16 protein-coding genes and 1 pseudogene are annotated in these 16014 nt (G+C 68.0%); 7 read left to right on the top strand and 10 right to left on the bottom strand.

Going from position 1 to position 16014, the window contains the following annotated elements:
- Positions 1-324: 324 nt before the first annotated feature.
- From A3CU_RS54110 to A3CU_RS0133110, 5 genes are all read right to left on the bottom strand, one after another.
- Positions 325-948 carry a helix-turn-helix domain-containing protein gene (locus tag A3CU_RS54110; RefSeq protein WP_211246581.1) on the bottom strand — a complete coding sequence of 208 codons (624 nt, stop codon included), beginning with the start codon at positions 946-948 and terminating at the stop codon, positions 325-327.
- Positions 949-1645: 697 nt separating this feature from the next.
- The gene (locus A3CU_RS47950) at positions 1646-2656 is read right to left on the bottom strand and encodes an acetyl-CoA carboxylase biotin carboxylase subunit family protein (protein WP_052372602.1); all 1011 of its coding nucleotides are present in this window, start codon (positions 2654-2656) and stop codon (positions 1646-1648) included.
- Positions 2656-3618: a carboxyltransferase domain-containing protein gene (locus tag A3CU_RS0133115; protein WP_052372601.1), complete on the bottom strand. Its 963-nt coding sequence runs from the start codon at positions 3616-3618 to the stop codon at positions 2656-2658. Before A3CU_RS0133115 ends, A3CU_RS47950 begins: the two co-directional genes overlap by 1 nt.
- Positions 3615-3758, bottom strand: a complete 144-nt coding sequence (locus A3CU_RS53005; RefSeq protein WP_156960691.1) for a hypothetical protein — start codon at positions 3756-3758, stop codon at positions 3615-3617. Before A3CU_RS53005 ends, A3CU_RS0133115 begins: the two co-directional genes overlap by 4 nt.
- A 170-nt stretch (positions 3759-3928) precedes the next feature.
- Positions 3929-5422 carry a PucR family transcriptional regulator gene (locus tag A3CU_RS0133110; protein ID WP_211246580.1) on the bottom strand — a complete coding sequence of 498 codons (1494 nt, stop codon included), beginning with the start codon at positions 5420-5422 and terminating at the stop codon, positions 3929-3931.
- A 63-nt stretch (positions 5423-5485) separates the two neighbouring features.
- On the opposite strand from A3CU_RS0133110, the pseudogene A3CU_RS54845 reads away from it, so the two are divergent.
- Positions 5486-5668: pseudogene (locus A3CU_RS54845) on the top strand (hypothetical protein); the annotation flags it as partial.
- Positions 5669-5838: 170 nt separating this feature from the next.
- Here A3CU_RS54845 and A3CU_RS47945 read toward each other — a convergent pair.
- Together A3CU_RS47945 and A3CU_RS0133095 are read right to left on the bottom strand one after the other, a co-directional pair.
- Positions 5839-6504, bottom strand: coding sequence for a DUF4386 domain-containing protein (locus A3CU_RS47945; RefSeq protein WP_245617459.1), 666 nt, complete (start codon positions 6502-6504; stop codon positions 5839-5841).
- A 197-nt stretch (positions 6505-6701) separates the two neighbouring features.
- Positions 6702-7202, bottom strand: coding sequence for a MarR family winged helix-turn-helix transcriptional regulator (locus A3CU_RS0133095; RefSeq protein WP_245617458.1), 501 nt, complete (start codon positions 7200-7202; stop codon positions 6702-6704).
- A gap of 362 nt (positions 7203-7564) precedes the next feature.
- On the opposite strand from A3CU_RS0133095, the gene A3CU_RS0133090 reads away from it, so the two are divergent.
- From A3CU_RS0133090 to A3CU_RS47940, 3 genes are all read left to right on the top strand, one after another.
- Positions 7565-8590, top strand: coding sequence for a medium chain dehydrogenase/reductase family protein (locus A3CU_RS0133090; protein ID WP_027945864.1), 1026 nt, complete (start codon positions 7565-7567; stop codon positions 8588-8590).
- Positions 8591-8607: 17 nt separating this feature from the next.
- Positions 8608-10086, top strand: coding sequence for an MDR family MFS transporter (locus A3CU_RS0133085; protein WP_027945863.1), 1479 nt, complete (start codon positions 8608-8610; stop codon positions 10084-10086).
- Positions 10087-10203: 117 nt separating this feature from the next.
- On the top strand, positions 10204-10563 hold the full coding sequence (locus tag A3CU_RS47940) for a DUF1707 SHOCT-like domain-containing protein (protein WP_052372599.1): 360 nt from the start codon (positions 10204-10206) through the stop codon (positions 10561-10563).
- Positions 10564-10703: 140 nt separating this feature from the next.
- Here A3CU_RS47940 and A3CU_RS0133075 read toward each other — a convergent pair whose 3' ends face one another.
- On the bottom strand, positions 10704-11522 hold the full coding sequence (locus tag A3CU_RS0133075) for an LLM class flavin-dependent oxidoreductase (protein WP_027945862.1): 819 nt from the start codon (positions 11520-11522) through the stop codon (positions 10704-10706).
- Positions 11523-11698: 176 nt separating this feature from the next.
- Here A3CU_RS0133075 and A3CU_RS0133070 point away from each other — a divergent pair, with 176 nt between their 5' ends.
- The 3 genes from A3CU_RS0133070 to A3CU_RS47930 are packed head-to-tail and all read left to right on the top strand — an operon-like array spanning position 11699 to position 13842.
- Positions 11699-12175, top strand: coding sequence for an ester cyclase (locus A3CU_RS0133070; protein WP_245617457.1), 477 nt, complete (start codon positions 11699-11701; stop codon positions 12173-12175).
- 32 nt (positions 12176-12207) lie between these two features.
- Complete coding sequence (locus A3CU_RS50255; RefSeq protein WP_156960690.1) at positions 12208-12693, top strand: HAD family hydrolase; 486 nt, start codon at positions 12208-12210, stop codon at positions 12691-12693.
- A 39-nt stretch (positions 12694-12732) separates the two neighbouring features.
- Positions 12733-13842, top strand: a complete 1110-nt coding sequence (locus A3CU_RS47930) for an RCC1 domain-containing protein (RefSeq protein ID WP_052372597.1) — start codon at positions 12733-12735, stop codon at positions 13840-13842.
- Between the two features lie 54 nt (positions 13843-13896).
- Here A3CU_RS47930 and A3CU_RS0133055 read toward each other — a convergent pair whose 3' ends face one another.
- Both A3CU_RS0133055 and A3CU_RS47925 read right to left on the bottom strand, forming a co-directional pair.
- The gene (locus A3CU_RS0133055; RefSeq protein WP_027945859.1) at positions 13897-14532 is read right to left on the bottom strand and encodes an NAD(P)-dependent oxidoreductase; all 636 of its coding nucleotides are present in this window, start codon (positions 14530-14532) and stop codon (positions 13897-13899) included.
- A gap of 22 nt (positions 14533-14554) precedes the next feature.
- Complete coding sequence (locus A3CU_RS47925; protein ID WP_043843410.1) at positions 14555-15994, bottom strand: FAD-dependent oxidoreductase; 1440 nt, start codon at positions 15992-15994, stop codon at positions 14555-14557.
- Positions 15995-16014 lie beyond the last annotated feature (20 nt).

Below are 16014 nucleotides of genomic sequence, written 5' to 3'. Positions count from 1 at the left end.
CCTGAAATGGGTCGTGCGGCGCTACCACCCATATCAAGGATGGCAGCCCAGCACCGACGGAGTGGATCTCTACCAACCCGCCACCATGGCAATCCAACGCTACCGATGGCGCGGAACCATAATACCCACCCCCTGGACCCAGACACCCCGACACGCCACAACCTGACCGACCCGTGGAGAGCCGGATGCGGTGAAAGTCGCACGTCCGGTTCGGAAGAGCGGCATGGGGAAACGACCCGACGAAACCCGGGAACCGCGCCCCATGCCGACTCTTACAGGTAAGGATGAACGGGCATCTGCCCGAATTCATCCCGCCACCCTGGATCAGCAAAGAGCGAAAACCCATGCGCAACCTCGCGCACACACCCCCACCCAGATATCAACAAGCCGCATAACCCCACAGCACGTCAGCACCCGGACAGACAACACCGTCGCCCGGGCGCTGACCCTGTCATGCAGTTTCGCAGTGCACGCGACCTCCGGCGCTCGTGTCCTCGGACGCGGGGTGCGGCCTCCGCCGTGGCGGCGCACCAAGTGGTCGATCTTGCGTTCGGCCTTGGGACGGTGGCCGTTCTCATTGGCCAGCAGCTCAAGAAATTTCCCGGCTCCTTGGTCGCCATCGTTGTTGCCCGGAGTGACCTCGGCGGCGGTGACGATCTCCGAGTCTGGGTCGAACGCGATATCGCCCTCGTAGCCGTCGAACCCACGAGCGCTGGTCTTCTGCCCGTGGCAAGTCTCGCGAAACGATCGCCGACACACCGGATACTCGGGACGGTTGTGCGATTCGGCGTCGACCAGGCAGGCCGCCGAAGCGACGATCGCGGCGAGCAACTCATCCTTGCTGCTGAACTTGGCGTACACGGTGGCCTTCGAAACGTTGGCTGTGGTGGCGACGAGGTCCATCGTGGCGTTGGCGAATCCTCGTTCGAGGAACGCCGCCAGCGCCATTTCGGTGATCGTCGAACGCTTCTTGCCACGAGCACCGCCCATACGGGGCGGAACCAGCTCTTCCCCGGTCTGGCAGTTCAGGTTCCCGGATGCCTCTGGCGAGCTGCTGTACCCGTAACCAGGCTAAACGGATCAGTTTAGTTGAAAACCACTGAATGCAGCGCCGGCCCGGCGCAAGTCACCGCGCTTGAAAAGCCGCCGCCCGTGCGCCTTCCGGGCGCAGTCCCATCGACGACCACCGACCCGAGGCAGTCCGGAGCCATCGTACGCCGAGTACGCGCGATACTCCATAAAGGACATTCGAAAGACTGGGCGAAAATATTCTCACCTCAGCGCTGTTCGTGGTTCGCGCTCAAGGCACTCATCGGGCCGGAGGTCGACGCCGCGGGTGTAGTGTGGCTCGCCGAGCTGCTCGTCACGGGCTTGCCGAAACGCCGGCATGCGCAGAGTCGGGGACACCATTGCGCATCTCCCGGACGCTGCGATCGAGCGGTTTTGGCGTGCGGCGATCAACGCGGCGCAGCGCACTCGCCTGGGCCGATGCCGTGGTCACCAGCGCGGCCAATCGACTCGCGCGGGCCCATGACACCGGTCGGCCCGATCCGCGACTCGGTATCCGACGTGGACAGTGGTGCAGGAGACGCTGACGTCAGGGGGCTGGAAACTGTCACGAAGTGGCTTGCGTGGCGGTGCGGAACTACCCGACGTGGTGATTCGGAAGTACATCGTAATGCTCGGGGTGGGTGGCGTACTCGACGCGCTCGGCGAGCGTCAACGCCTCGTCGAGCGACACCTCGCGGAACCGGATCACATCGCGCCCGGGGCGAGCCTGGCCGGTCTTCCAACGCCCGGCCGCCACCACGGTTGCGATGACACAGAACCCGTCGGACGTTGGCCCGTCCGGGCCCAGAATTACGAGCACATCGCCGTGCGCGGCGATACCACCGAGTGGAAACTGGCCGTCGAGGATGTTCGACGGATGTCCGCCCGCCACGCCGCCCGATGGGCGTGCCCAGCGGAACCGGTGCGGATTCAGCCGCACTCCGCCCCGGTCCGAGCTGAGGTCGACCTTCCACCGGCGCGTGAGAAAGTCCTCCCAGTCCTCTTCGGTCAGCAGGCCGTCGTCGGCGTGTGGGCCGCGCATCACCTCGATCTCCCAGGTGTCGGTGAGGACCGGCCGCAGGTCTTGCGGGACGCGTCGAGCGGATCGGGCCGACGCTGCGAAGCGCCGCACCACGTCGCCGCGCATCAGCGGCCGCCCCTCGATGCCCCCGATGCCGCCGACGGTGTAGGTCGCGCGTGATCCTATGACGACGGGAACGTCGATCCCGCCTGCGACGGCGAGGTAGAGCCGGAATCCCGGTCCCCGCACGGCGGCAATCGCGATGACCGCACCAGCTGGGACGAGTACTGTCTGCCACATTGGTAAAGTTCGCCCGTTGCAGGTGATTTCGGCTCCGTCGGCTCCGGTCACCGCGAGCACGGTGTCGGTGACGACCCCGAACTCGCAACGGCCCGCGGTGATCTCCAGTGCGGCTGCCGCCGGGTCGTTGCCCACCAGTGCGTTGGCCACGCGGAAGCCAAGGTCGTCCGCCGGGCCGGCGGGAAAGAACCCGCGGGATTGGAGCCCGATCCGGCCTGGGGAGTCCTGGATCGTGGTCTGCAGGCCCGGTGCGAAGACCTCGAGCGCGGCGACGGAGCCGGCCATCACGGCACCGCCATCCTGCTCGCCGCCGCCTCCCGGTTCGCTCGCAGCCGGGCCGCCTCACCGGCCAGCTCGGCGTTGCGGGCCAGATGATCGGCCACAATGAACACTTCGTCCCTGATCGTGTACGTGTAGCGGTTCTCGAGGACTTCGCGGCGGGCGTGGATCAATTCCTCCTCGGTCACCCACTCGAACTGGATGCGATCTCCGGGCCTGATGAGCAACGGGTCGTCGCGGAACACGTCGTGTCGCCCGAGATGGTCATATATCGGCACCGTACGGCCGAAGAGCTGGTAGCTGCCACCGGATTCGACGGGATAGATGGCGACGCAGGGCCCACCGATGCCGACCGTACTCGCGGCTGTCCAGCGGCGAGTCGGGTTGTAACGCGGGGCCGTGATGGCGTGGCGCGGATCGAGGGGGTACAGGAATGGCAAGCCTGGGAAAAACCCGTTGTAGGCCGTCCACCAGTCGGTGCCGAGGACGGCATCATAGAGCGCTTGCGGCCCGTCGAGGCCGTTGTATTCGACGAGGTACTCGATGTTCGAGCCGTTCTGGACGTTCGGCGCGTCTGGGCGGGTGATCGCAGCGTAGCGGCCAACCGCCTCACGACTGGCCGAATCGTCGAACGCAATCGGAAGCGTGATGCGCCGCCCGGCGAGCGCGAGCGAGCGTACCGGCCGCTGCGCGTCATGCAGTTCGTCGAGCGCGCCGACCAGAGTCTTCTGACTGATCACCGACGGTGAGTAGTTCAGCAGCAACGAGCGGAACCCGGGAGCTGCCTCGACGAGCCCGGGCGGCATGTGCTCGGCCAGGGACGCCATCGTCGCGATCGTGAAGAAGTTGAGCTCCAGGTCGAGCGCGATCTCGCCGTACTCGACGAGCAGGCACCGGTCACCTGCCGCCCGGTAGGTGACCGCCGGGTGCTCGTCCGTGGCGGGGCGGTGGGCAACGATCCCGCTCAAAGCAGGTGTCCTTCTCCCGCCATGGTGGCCTCCTTACGCACGGCTCGAAGCATTTCCGGGGATTCGGCTGCGCATACCGAGCAGATCGCCATGCCATCCGCGGTCGGGTCCCGGTCCATCTCGACTGCAATATAGGACAACTCGCAAGCGTGGCACCGGATCCGGTGCCTCCCACGTGTCCGCCACCTCCGAGCGCGGATCATCTTCACGGGTGATGACCGGGTCGCGTCCCAACTTCACGGTTATCGCGGTTGTGCGCGATTCGCGACATGGCCCGACATGCCCGGCGAGTGGCGCCGTGGCGGCGGATTCAGCCGATGTCACGAAGGCGTAACGCGATCCACAGCTCGGCGCGGAGCGCGGGATCGGCCAGCGATCGGCCGAGTGCCTCCTCCGCGCGGTCGAGCCGATAACCCAGGGTGCGGCGGTGGATGCCGAGCGTCGCGGCCGCTGACTCACTGTTGCAGTTGTGCACAAGGTAGGTTCGTAAGGTCCCGATGAGATCGATCCGCCCGCTCGGTTCGAGTGGACTGAGCAGAGCATCCGCCCACCCGCGGACGTCAGCAGTGTCGAGGTGGGCGAGCAAGCCTTCCGCCGCGACATCGCCGGCGACGGCCAGCCGGGTCGACGCCCCCGCGGCGACGGCGTTGATCAACGTCCCGAGCCGCCGCCACGCCTGAGGAATGCCCGTGATCTCGATGGGCTCGCTCACCACGCCACGGCCGCCGGCAACCTGGCTGAGGACGCCCTGCAGCACCTCGAGAACACCCTCCACATCGGGAACCACCACCGCCGCCCGGCCATGAGGCTCCGGGGCGACGAGCGCGGAGACGACCTGAAGGCTGCGATCGTTCTCGAGAAGACCGAGCAGCGTGGTGCCGTCCCCAGCCTCCTCTAGCAAAGCGATGCGCAGGTCTCCGTCCGGGAACGGCAGGCCGAGTGTCTCGGAGGCTCGCTCCGCAAGGAGTTCCCGGCCCGCCAGGAGGAGATCCAGAACTATCCGGCGCTCGCGACGCTCGGCGTCAAGCAACTCGATTGAGCGGGCGCTGTCGAGTTGGAGAAGGGTGATCGCGGTTTCCACAAGCCCTGACTCCAGCACGCTCAGTGGCTCGGCCCTGCCTACCGCGAGCCAGGCCCGGGAGCGTTCCGTCGTACCGAACGGGAACAGGACGACCCGCTTGCCCGCGACCTCGAACGCACGGAGGCCGGCCGGGCCTTTCCTGAGTTCCATGCCGACCAGTTCCGCGTGGTGGCCGGCTGTCTCGGGGGCGCCGACGAGGAACCGTCCGTCCGGCGTCAGCACCATCGCCCAGGCACCGAGATGACGGGCCAGCAACGAGACGACGGCACGCCGGGACAGCCGGGCCTCGGCCGCCGCGATCAGTTGCCGCTGCTGATCCATCACCGATCGCAAGCGGCCTTGCAAGTCGGCTCGCACCCGGTCTTCGATCATGACGCGTAGCACGTCGCTGAACCGGGTCTGCTCGGGAACCTCGATCAGCGGCAGCCCGAACCGGTGCGCCGCGGCCACGAGTCCGTCCGGGACGGCCGGGTGCACCAGGCCGACGCCGAAGCCGAGCGCCGCGATCCCGGCCCGGCTCAGCCGCTGGACGTAGGCCGTGCAGTCTTCTTCCGCGGTCAGGGTCAGGCCGGTCGTGAGCAGGAGCCAATCGCGGTCGAGGTAGGGCGTCGGGTCGGGCAGGTCGCTTACATGCGTCCACCGCACGGGTGTGGCCTTGTTTCCGGAACGCAACACAAGGCTCAACTCCGCCGTGTCCAGCAGATCCGCGAGAGTCCACGCCATCGCCGGATTGTACGGTGGCCGCGGTCGGGCGCGCCGGGTCTCCATACCCATCGCGGAGCATCCGGCCAACCCGCCACGACTCCGATCCGGCAACGCTTCGAAGACGCCGACGTCGACCGGCTACTGCGTGCCGCCTGGTGGGACTGGCCGGTCGAGTTGGTCACCGAGCACGCCAACCGGATGGCGCGTTGTGGTGCACTGTGGACGGCGCTGGAGAACGGTGCGCTCACCCGTATCGTCACCTGACCCGGCAACGACAAGAACGGAACCATTCGACGAACTCTTCCGCCAGGATGGAGTGAAGCTTCTCCGTGTCGGCCGGGGTTTCGGCAAGCGCCCATTCTTTCAGAAAAGCTGCGACGTCATACTGGTCTGTCGCCGATGCACGGCTTTCTTGGTTCCCGGGACGGATGCGGTCAGACCGTGAGGTGCTCGGACTCCGGGCGGGCCGCGGCCGTTTCGCGGTGACGGCGCGAATGAGGAAGCAGTGCACTGGCGGCCAGCAGCCAGATCACCCCGCCGCCGAACCGGCCTATCGGCAGCAGCGGACCCAGCGGCTCAAACAGCAGCGTCAACGTGGCCAGTGCGCTGAGCACGGCTACGATCAGGCCGAACCATGCCAGCGCCTTGGGCAGGAGCCGAACGAACAACGACGGCACGCAGACGCCGGCGACCATCAGCCCAAGCGGTACGACAAACCCGGCTCCGCCGGTGGCGAAGGCCAAGGCGTTCAGTGCGGCGGCAACCTCGGGCTGGGAGGCGACCGAGGTCTGCGCGGCAGTCCAGATCGCGAGACCGGAGACGGCCAGGGAGGCCGCGGCGAGCAGTCCACCGGCCAGTCCGATCGCCGAGCCTGGCGCGGTGATGCCCAGCTGCCGAAGCCGCCGGTAGACCACCGCCGCCCAGATCGCCAACGGAATCGCGGACGCGAACACGATCGTGCCCCACCCGATCGCCAGGGTGTGGTGATCGGTGTAGTAGGCCGCGACGTCGGCTGCGGAGGCCGTGATCCTGGGACCACCCGCACCGATCACGCCGGCCGCCACCGTGAATACCGCGAACACGAGGCCGGGAACAAGCAACGGGGGTCCACCCTGCCGACGCCGACGGGTTGCTGTAGAAGAGGACCGCTCGCTGGCCATCATGCTCCCCGGGGGTCGAGCCAAATGATTACAAAGCAGAACGATAGTACCGTTGCAACGGTCTGGCAAACGCACGATTCGGGGGTTAGCACGATTGTCGGGTTGAGCAGCACTGATGGTGCCGGGAGAGCGGACGATCAATCGGCGATGGCGCGGTATCCGGGGTGGACCCGCGCCGGGAGCCCCTGCGCGGCGGCCAGTCGGGCGAGCAGCCCATGGAGTTGTTCGCGCTCACCTTCGGTGAGTCCGGCACAGATCGCTTCGTCGTGCTGCCGGGCCAGCCGGCCGAGCCGGCGCAGGAGTTGGCGTCCCTTGCCCGTCAGGTGAAGCGCGTAGTTGCGGCGATCCTCCGGATTGCGTCGGCGTTCAACGAGGCCACGCTCCTGGAGACCGTCGACGAGTGCGACCACCCGGCTGGCGGGTGTGCCGAGCTGCCCGGCGATCATCTGTTGACTCTGGCCCGGCTGCGCGGCCACGATGCGTAGCAGGCCGGCCTGTGGTGGCGTGAGGTCGAGTTTCACGATGCGTTCGGCGAACCGCTGGGCCGCATGCGCCCCGAGTTGAGCCAGCAGGAAGGCGTTGCTGTCGGATTCCCGGGCGAGCTGCTGCGGTGGGCTGGTCACGGCCTCATCGTTCACGCCGGAAATCATACCGCAGGAGAAACGATTGACCGGCCCGTCGCCGTCCTGACGCCGCCCGACCGAGGCGGCTCCCGCCCGCGGCGGTGGCAATCGGCAGCCAGGCCAGGTGCCGATTCGACCAGCCGCCGCCGGGTGGTACACAGTGGACTGCCCGCCGGCTCGCCCGCCACAGTCAATCAGTTCTCTCGTTATTAATCTGTCAAGGGGAAGCTGTCCCACACCGGCTGGGATTCTTGCCGCGCCATCTGGCGCAGGTGTCAGTGTCGGCGAGGAAATGGCGCGTAACCGCCGTGGTTTCGTTGCCCGGCTCCCCGGCGCCTGGTAAGCAGGTCACGGCGACCGACGACGGAGGATTTGAAATGCGTTCTCGTCATCTCAGCGTAACCCGTATCGGCGGACCGGAAACACTCCAGGCGCGCACCGAGAACATCGGGGAACCGGGCCCGGGTGAGGCCTTGGTGCGGATCGAGGCCGCGGGGGTCTCCTTCGGGGACATCCTGATCCGGCTCGGGGTGATCCCCGGAAGCCCGAAACCACCCTTCACTCCCGGGTTCGACTTCGCCGGTGAGGTGGTCAAAACCGGCCCGGGTGTCACCTCGCTCACGGCAGGCCAGCCGGTCGCCGCGCTGGTGCGGACGGGCGGTTACTCAGACCACCTGATCGTGCCCGCCCAGCGGCTCGTGCCGAGGCCGGCCGGAGCCGGGGCGGTGGAGTCCGCGGCCGTGGCACTGAACTACTTCATCGCCTACCAGATGCTGCACCGGGTCGCGGAAGTCGCGCCCGGGCAACGGATCCTGGTGCACGGGGCCTCCGGCGGCGTTGGGGTCGCCTTCCTGCAACTGGCCCAGCTGGCCGGGATCGAAGTCTACGGGTCGGCTTCGGCGGAGAAGCTGGACCTGGTCAGGAAGTTCGGCGGTCACCCGATCGACTACCGCAACGAGGACTTCGTCCAGGTCATCCGCGGGCTCCCCGGTGGCTCGGTGTACGCGGCGTTCGACGCGATCGGCGGCCCCCACTTCAACAAGTCCTCCTCCGTCCTCGAGCGCGGCGGCATCCTGGTCGCCTACGGTCAGAGCGCGGCCCTGGTGAACGGCCAGGCGAAGAAGGCGGTCGGGGCACGTGGCTTCCTCGGCGGCATCGTGCTGCCCAAGCTGGTCCCCAACGGCAAGCGCAGCACCTTCTACAACGCCTGGAGCCTGGAGAAGTCCCACCCCCACGCCTACCGTGAGGATCTCGCCGCCGTGCTGAACCTGCTGGCGCAGGGGAAGATCTCGCCGATCGTGGCCAAAACGGTCCCGCTGGAGGAGGCTCCGGACGCACAGCGGCAGCTCGAACGCGGAGCCGTCGGCGGCAAGATCGTGCTGACCACCGGAGTTCCGCGATAACCGCTCCCGGCCGAGCGGTGGCAGAGCCGGACAAACGCAAGGTCCTGATCGTGTTCGGCGGTCTGGCACTCGCCATGTTCCTGGCATCGCTCGACCAGACCATCACCGCGACCGCGCTGCCGTCGATCTCCGGCGATCTCGGCGGCCTCACGCAACTGTCCTGGGTCATCACCGTCTACCACCTGACGTCGGCCGCGAGCACCCCGCTGTGGGGCCGCAGCAGCGACCTCTACGGCCGCAAAAGCCTGTTCGTGGCCGCGATCGTGGTGTTTCTGGCCAGTTCCGCACTGTGCGGGCTGGCCCAGAACATCGGGCAGATGATCGCGTTCCGGGCGTGCCAGGGCCTCGGCGCGGGTGGCATGATGACCCTCGCCATGGCGGTGCTCGCGGATCTGGTCGCACCGCGGGAACGCGGACGCTACCAGGGCTACCTGCAACTGGTGTTCACCCTGGCCAGCGTGCTCGGTCCCCTGCTCGGCGGACTGCTCGTGGACATCAGCTCGTGGCGCTGGGTGTTCTATGTCAACCTGCCGGTCGGCGCCGTCGCACTACTGATCGTGCTCACCAGGCTGAAGCTGCCGCAGGCCCGTTCCCAGCGCTCTGTCGACGTCTCGGGCGCGGTTCTGCTCACCGGTGGCGTGGTCTGCCTGCTGCTGGTCACCGAATGGGCCGGCAAGCGCAGCTCGTGGGCCTCCCCGGAGATCGTCAGCTTGCTCGCGGGGGCGGTGGTGTTGCTCGTCGCCTTCGGGTTCTGGGAACGGAGAGCCGCCGAGCCGATCCTCCCGCCGCGGCTGTTCCGCAACCCCGTCTTCGTGGTCGTGGCGATCACGCTGTTCCTGTCGACCTGCATGCTGTTCGCCATCCTGATGTTCACCCCGCTGTTCCTCCAGATCGTCGTCGGCGCGAAAGCCACCAGCACCGGCCTGCTCCTGCTGCCGATGACGGTCGGAATCACCGCGTCCACAATGGTCGCAGGCCGGCTGATCGCCAAAACCGGCACCTACAAGCACTTCCCGGTGCTCGGCCTGGTCATCACCACGGTGGTGGCCTTCCTGCTGTCCCGGATCACCGAATCGACCTCACAGCTGACCATCACCCTCTACGTCCTGCTGTTCGGCGTGGGCTTCGGCCTGGTAACCCAGGTTCTGGTGATCGCCGTGCAGAACGGCGCCCAACGGCAGGACATCGGCATCGCGACGGCCTCGGCGAACTTCTTCCGTTCACTCGGCGCGTCCATCGGTGCGGCCGTATTCGGCTCGGTGTTCGGCGGGAGCCTGAACGCTCACCTGGCCAATGGCCCGGGCGGCCTGGACGCGCAGGCGGTCCAGGCCGCTCCGCAGGAGATCCAGCACCTGTCCACGGCCGCCCGTGCCGCGATCGGCAGCGGGGTCACCGATTCCGTCACCACTGTTTTCTTCCTCGCCTCACTGATCGCCGCGGCGGCCGTTGTCACCGTGCTGTTCCTGCGAGAAGAGCCCTTGCGAAAGGCGCGGTGAGCACCGAAAGTACGACGAGATACGTATTGCCCACGGGCGCGGAACGCGAAAAAGCGTATCAAAAACGTCGCCGCCGGACCGACGCGTACGCGAATCAGGCGCGCCATCCTGGCGGTTATGGAAGACAAGTCTTGGCGAACCTTTGGTGTTCGCGCTTCCGACCTCGAACGCGAAGACGCCGCTCACCGGATCGAGGCCGCCGATGGCGAGGGGCGGCTTTCCCACGCCGAAGCCGAGCAGCGGCTGGCTCTGGCCTACTCCGCGACCTATCGCTACGAGCTGGGCCGGCTCGTGGCGGACCTGCCGTCGAGACACGCCCCGGCACCGGGCCCCGAGTCACGAAACACGCAGGTCTGGCTCGCCGTGAACGCGGCCGTCATGGCCGGGCTGGTGGGGTTCCTGGTCTTGTTCCGGTTCTCCGGGCGTTTCAGCCGTGCGCCGCTGCTCGCCCAGCGGCGCCACAACCCTGAGCCATAACCTCGCCACGACGCGGGGACCGTCACGGCACCACTGCCACAACGGTCCCCGCGCGCATGAAACTCACTGGCCGATGGCCGCGGGAAACGGCAGAAGCCCGACCGCCCGGCCGCTCCCATTCCCGCCCCACGGCGAAGCGGTCATGAACCGCTCAGTGCCTCGACGACGGGCGCGAACTTCTCCAGGTAGGCGGAATTGACGGTGAAGTAGGAGATCCCGAGCCGCTCACGCTGGCGGCGGACGGTTTCCACCATCTGGTCCGGCGTGCCCGCCAGCACGGTGACCGCGCCCGCCTCGGCCAGCCCGGCCACGCTCGCCCCGATGAACGGCTGGACCTTGGTGGGCAGGTCGTCACCGGCCGCGATCAGGTTGAGGTTGAGCTCGATCTCGCCGAACCGCTCGGCCGCGATGTCCTTGAAACGGTCGACAACGGACAGTGCTTCTTCCTCCGTGGTCGTCGGGCGCCACGTGAGCGTGACCGTATCGGCCTCCCGGGCAGCCAGCCCCAGCAACTTCGGTCCAGCCCCGCCGATCAGCAGCCTCGGCCGGTCCTCGTGCCGCTTCAGCTCCGCGATGAGCTCGGCGAGCCGTTCGATCCGCCTGCCCGCGGCGCCGAATTCGCGCCCGAGCTCGGCGGCCCACGCCTCGGCCCCCGGCCGGCCGACGCCGAGACCGAGTTCCAGCCGCCCGCCGGAGGTCTCGTGCAGTGTCCGGGCCTGCCAGCCCAGCGTCCGGTGGTCCCGGAACGGTTCGGCCAGCACGAAGGTGCCGAAACGGAGCCGGGTGGTCACCGCGGCCACCGCCGCCAGCAGGGCCAGCGGATCGTGCTGGCTGACCGGGTCCGGCGTCAAGAGCGTGTCATAGCCGAGTTCCTCCGCCCGGGCGGCCAGCTTGGCCAGCGCGCCGACATCGGGAACTCCTCCGGCGATGATGCCGAATCGGAACGGGCGATCAGTCATGACGAAACTCCCTCGGTACTCCGACCTGTGCGCTTCGATCATGCCGCTGATCCTGCCCGCCGTGACAGCCTCCCCACAAATTCGCCCGACATTCCTACGCGGGTGGGACGAGTGACTCATGACGCCAGGATGGGCCTTGGGGAAGGCTTGACCGCGGAACGACGCGGAGGTGAAACGTGACCACGGACGCGACCTTCGAGGTGCCCGATCCCATGCTCTCCTCGGGCACGGAGCTGGTTCGGCACATTACGGACAAGATTGTCAACGGGGGTGATCTCACCCTTGCGCGAGAGCTGTTCTCCCCCGACTACGTCGCGCACAAGACGGGCATGTCGTTGCCGGGCGGTCCCGAGGCATTCAAGATGGCGGTCCGCCAGTGGCGCGATGCCTTCCCGGACTACCGGGTCACCATCGAGCAGATCTTCGAGCGGGACGGTTTCGTCGGGACCGTTTTCGTCGCCGAAGGCACCCATCTCGGGGCGCTGATGGGCATTCCCCCGTCGGAAAAGTCGTTCAAGATCACCTGTACCGAGATCCACCGGGTGGTCGACGGCAAGGTGGCTGAGTCCTGGCTCGCCGACGACATCCCGCGGATGTTGAGCGACCTCGGGATCCTGGCACCGGTCAACACCCGGCCGGGACAGTGGACGTGAGCGCGTCGACAACGGAAAGAAAGGCGGCTATGGTGGCACGTCGGTTGATTCTGTTCGATGTGGACGGTGTGCTGGTCGAACGAGGTCGGCTGGTCCGCCCCGCGGGCGCTGCCGAGGGGCTGGCCCGGCTGCGGCACCAAAGCGATGCAGTGCTTTCGGTGGCCACCGTGGACGACAAGAAAGTCGCGCTCCGCAAGCTCAACGCGATCGGAGTGGACCGTTATCTCGATCTCGAGGTCGGCGCGTATGGCCCCAAGCCGGCGGAACCATCCACTTTGGTCGATATCGCACGAGATCGGGCCAGTGCGGCCTATGGCTGCGAGTTCGAGGTACTGGCCGTCACCGCGGGACCAGCCGCCGACATGGCCTGGCTGCGGCAGGCGGTCGACGTGCTGATCGCACTGGCGCCGGCTGGTGACGAGGAACCGGCCGACGGGCTGCATGAGGCCGGCGCGGACCACGTCGTGGCGAATCTGTTCGACGTCGCCGACCTGGTCACAAGTGTTCCCGCCAACTAATCCGGTAAGGCAATCGAGAAACGAGACACAGGAGACGTGATGACGGTCGTGAACGCGGAAACCGGGATCGTTACCGGCAGTGTGTGGATCTGGGGTGACAACGCCTTTCGACAGCAGTGCGACGGGACGACCGAGCCACGCCTCCTGCCGGCCAAACTGGACGGTCTCGACGACGTGGTGACCATCACCGGCGGCGGCGGCCAGGGCGTGGTCCTGCGAGCCGACGGCACGGTCTGGGCCTGGGGCCGCAACGACCACGGCCAGGTCGGTGACGGCACCAACGAGAACCGCGCGGTGCCCGCCCGGGTCGAGGGCCTGGGCGACGTCGCGCAGCTCTCCGGCGGCGGCGGGCACACCCTGGCGCTGGCCATGGACGGCACGGTCTGGGCGTGGGGCCACAACGGCCGGGGTGACCTGGGCGACGGCACCACCGACAGCCGCAGCAGGCCGGTCAAGGTCAAGGGCCTGACCGACGTGGCCTCCGTGGCCTGGGGCGGCGGGCACGGCGTCGCGCTGCGCTCCGACGGAACCGTCTGGAGCTGGGGCCACAACCTGTTCGGCGGTCTGGGCGACGGCACCACCCAGACGCGGCTGGAGCCGGTCCGGGTGGACCTGGAAAACGTCGTCGAGGTGCACGGCGGCGGCGGGCACACGCTCGCCAAGACCGCGGACGGCGCACTCTGGGCCTGGGGCCGCAACGACCGGGGCCAGGTCGGCGACGGGTCGAACGAGACCCGCCTGAGCCCGGTTCCGGTCAAGGGCCTGGAGAACATCGAGGTCGCCTCGTTCATCGGCGGCTACTTCCACAGCCTGGTGCTCGCCACCGACGGCACCGTGTGGACGTGGGGAAACAACGACAGCGGCCAGCTCGGGGACGGCACCACCGAGAACCGCAACCTACCCGCACGGGTCGAAGGACTGAGCGGGGTCGAGGCAATCGCCGGTGGCGGCGGCCGCAACGAGTTCGGTCCCGGTGGGCACACGGTGGTCCTGCTCAAGGACGGCACGCTGCGCGCCTGGGGCCTCAACGACGCCGGTCAGCTCGGGGACGGCACGACCGAGAACCGAACCCGGCCGGTCGAGGTCAAGGGAATCAGCGACGTGCTCGCCATTGTGGCGGGCGGCGGTTACACCATGGCGCTGGCCTGAACCTCCACAAAGTACTGCCCCTGGCCCGAGGTCAGGGGCAGTACTTTGTGGCCTTCAGTAAGCGATCTCGGTGGTGACCAGGTGCGTGGCGGGGTCTTCGACGGTGTCCAGCAAATAGTGGGCCAGGTCGGCACGCGAGATCGACCAGCAGCCGCGCAGTTTGCCGTCCGCGGCCGTGCGGTAGTTACCGGTCCGGGCGCCGTTGGTGAGCCGGGCTGCCCTGACCAGCGACCAGTCGGTGTCGCTCGCGATCACCCGCCGCTCCATCTCGGCCATGTCGGCATACGGCTTGCGCAGCATCGGATGCAGCAGGAACCGTGCGACGAACCACTCGAGCGGTTGGGACCGCGGAGGAATCCGCACGGAACTGGTGGACACCACCTGCAGCCGCCGCACGCCGGCGCGGCTCATGGCGGCGAGGATGTTGCCGGTGCCCTCGGAGTACACCGTCGTGGCGTGGCGGCGGTAGCCGATGCCGAGCGCGGACACGACCGCGTCGGCGCCGTCGACCACCTGGTGAACGTGCTCCGGGTCGAGCGCGTCGCCGCGCTCGACCCGGAGCCGAGGATGCCGCACTGGTAAAGCGCTGGGGTTTCTGGCCAGCGCGACCACTTCGTGCCGGCGGTCAAGGGCCTGGCGGATCACCTGCACACCCGTGCCGCCCGTCGCGCCGAACACCGCTATGCGCATCGGTGTTCCCTCTCCCCTGGGTTCAGGGCGCCCCGACCCGCTCCGCGTTCGCCACGACTTCCACCAGATCGACACGCGCGGCGCCGGGTAGCTGCGGTGGTGGACCGGCGGCGAGTACCTTGCCGATCCGGGCCTTGATCTCGTCGTCCTGGTAAAGGGTGTCCGGCGTCTGCAGCATCATCATCACGTTGGCCACCCGGCGCCAGACCTCCTCGTCCTTTGTGGACGCCGCGACCGCGAGCCCGAAATTGACGACACCGGCCGGAGGTCGCTGCGGCGGGCGCCCGCCCACGGTGGCCTCCCACATCGCCGCCCGGCCACGGTCGTTCATCACCGCCTCCTCCCACCACGGGAGCAGCAGTTGCTCGGTCTGCTTGGCGAACGCCGCGGCCTGCTCATCGCCGACGACCGGGTGGTCCTCGAGCAGGTCCGCCAGAAGGTAGGCATGTCGCAGGCCAAGCGAGACGCCCCGGCCGTAGGACGGGTTGGTGGTGCAGACCGAGTCCCCGATGCCGAAGAACCCCTGGACCAGCGCTTGCCCCGGCTGGGGCAGCTTCAGCGAGTTGTCCAGGCTGCCCATCGCGTACACCGGCGAGATCGGCTCCGAGTTGCCCGGGGCCACCCAGCCGGCCAGCAGTGGTGTCGCCCGCACGGCGGCGGTGAACGCTTCCTCGCCGCGCAGCCCCTTCAGGGCGGTGTCGTCGGGCAGGATGCCGAACGAGATCGAGAAGGTGTTGTTGTCACCGAGGAAGAGCACCGCGGTGTAGTGGTCCCACAGCCCGCCCGCGCCGAAACCGCGGTTGACCGGTCCGGGCGGGGCGCCCGCGGTCAGCCGGTAGAACCGGGTGTAGTAGGTGATCTTGCAGCTCTCGCTGCGCAGCGAGGGCGCGGGCAGTCCGGCCTCGGACAGCCAGGCCTGGGCCGCCGAACGTCGCCCGCTGGCGTCGACGACGAGGTCGGAGGTCCTGGTCTCGCCGCCTTCGAGCCGGACGCCGGTGACCCGCGGCTGCCCGTCGCCGGAGGTCAACAGGCCGCGGACGGTCTTGCCGGTGCTCAGCGTGACCCCGGGCCGGGCCAGCGCCCGTCTACGCACGGCCAACTCGAAGGTGGACCGGCGGGCGATCACCATCCGGAGGTCCTTGTCCTCCGGGCGAGCGGTGAACCCCGCCAGTGTGGGTGGCGTGTGGTCGGTGAGGTTGACCTCGGTGCAGCCGCAGGAAAGCAGTTCGTCGAGGACGTCCTCGGCCCGGTCCCGCAGCAGGTTACAGCCGAGGGAGGCAAACGCGTGCGACTGAACACCCTGCGGCACTGTCGGCCGCCTCGCCTCGAAAGCCTCGTCTACCGTGGACGGTTGTGGGCCGGCGGCGCGCTCCAGGATCTCGACCTGGTGCCCCTTGTCGGCCAATGCGATCGCGGTGCCGAGACCGAGCAGGCTCCCGCCGATGATGGTGACAGTACTCATGCTGTGCTGACTCCCAGGTT

This window comes from Amycolatopsis taiwanensis DSM 45107 (assembly GCF_000519205.1).
Classification (GTDB): domain Bacteria; phylum Actinomycetota; class Actinomycetes; order Mycobacteriales; family Pseudonocardiaceae; genus Amycolatopsis_E; species Amycolatopsis_E taiwanensis.
This window is presented reverse-complemented; position numbering and strand designations above follow the sequence as displayed.

Coding starts and splice junctions, on each gene's coding strand:
- A3CU_RS0133090 (WP_027945864.1), top strand. CDS start 7,565: ATGCGTTCTCGTCATCTCAGCGTAACCCGTATCGGCGGACCGGAAACA.
- A3CU_RS47950 (WP_052372602.1), bottom strand. CDS start 2,656: ATGGCCGGCTCCGTCGCCGCGCTCGAGGTCTTCGCACCGGGCCTGCAG.
- A3CU_RS0133075 (WP_027945862.1), bottom strand. CDS start 11,522: ATGACTGATCGCCCGTTCCGATTCGGCATCATCGCCGGAGGAGTTCCC.
- A3CU_RS47930 (WP_052372597.1), top strand. CDS start 12,733: ATGACGGTCGTGAACGCGGAAACCGGGATCGTTACCGGCAGTGTGTGG.
- A3CU_RS47925 (WP_043843410.1), bottom strand. CDS start 15,994: ATGAGTACTGTCACCATCATCGGCGGGAGCCTGCTCGGTCTCGGCACC.
- A3CU_RS0133055 (WP_027945859.1), bottom strand. CDS start 14,532: ATGCGCATAGCGGTGTTCGGCGCGACGGGCGGCACGGGTGTGCAGGTG.
- A3CU_RS0133110 (WP_211246580.1), bottom strand. CDS start 5,422: ATGGCGTGGACTCTCGCGGATCTGCTGGACACGGCGGAGTTGAGCCTT.
- A3CU_RS54110 (WP_211246581.1), bottom strand. CDS start 948: ATGGCGCTGGCGGCGTTCCTCGAACGAGGATTCGCCAACGCCACGATG.
- A3CU_RS47940 (WP_052372599.1), top strand. CDS start 10,204: ATGGAAGACAAGTCTTGGCGAACCTTTGGTGTTCGCGCTTCCGACCTC.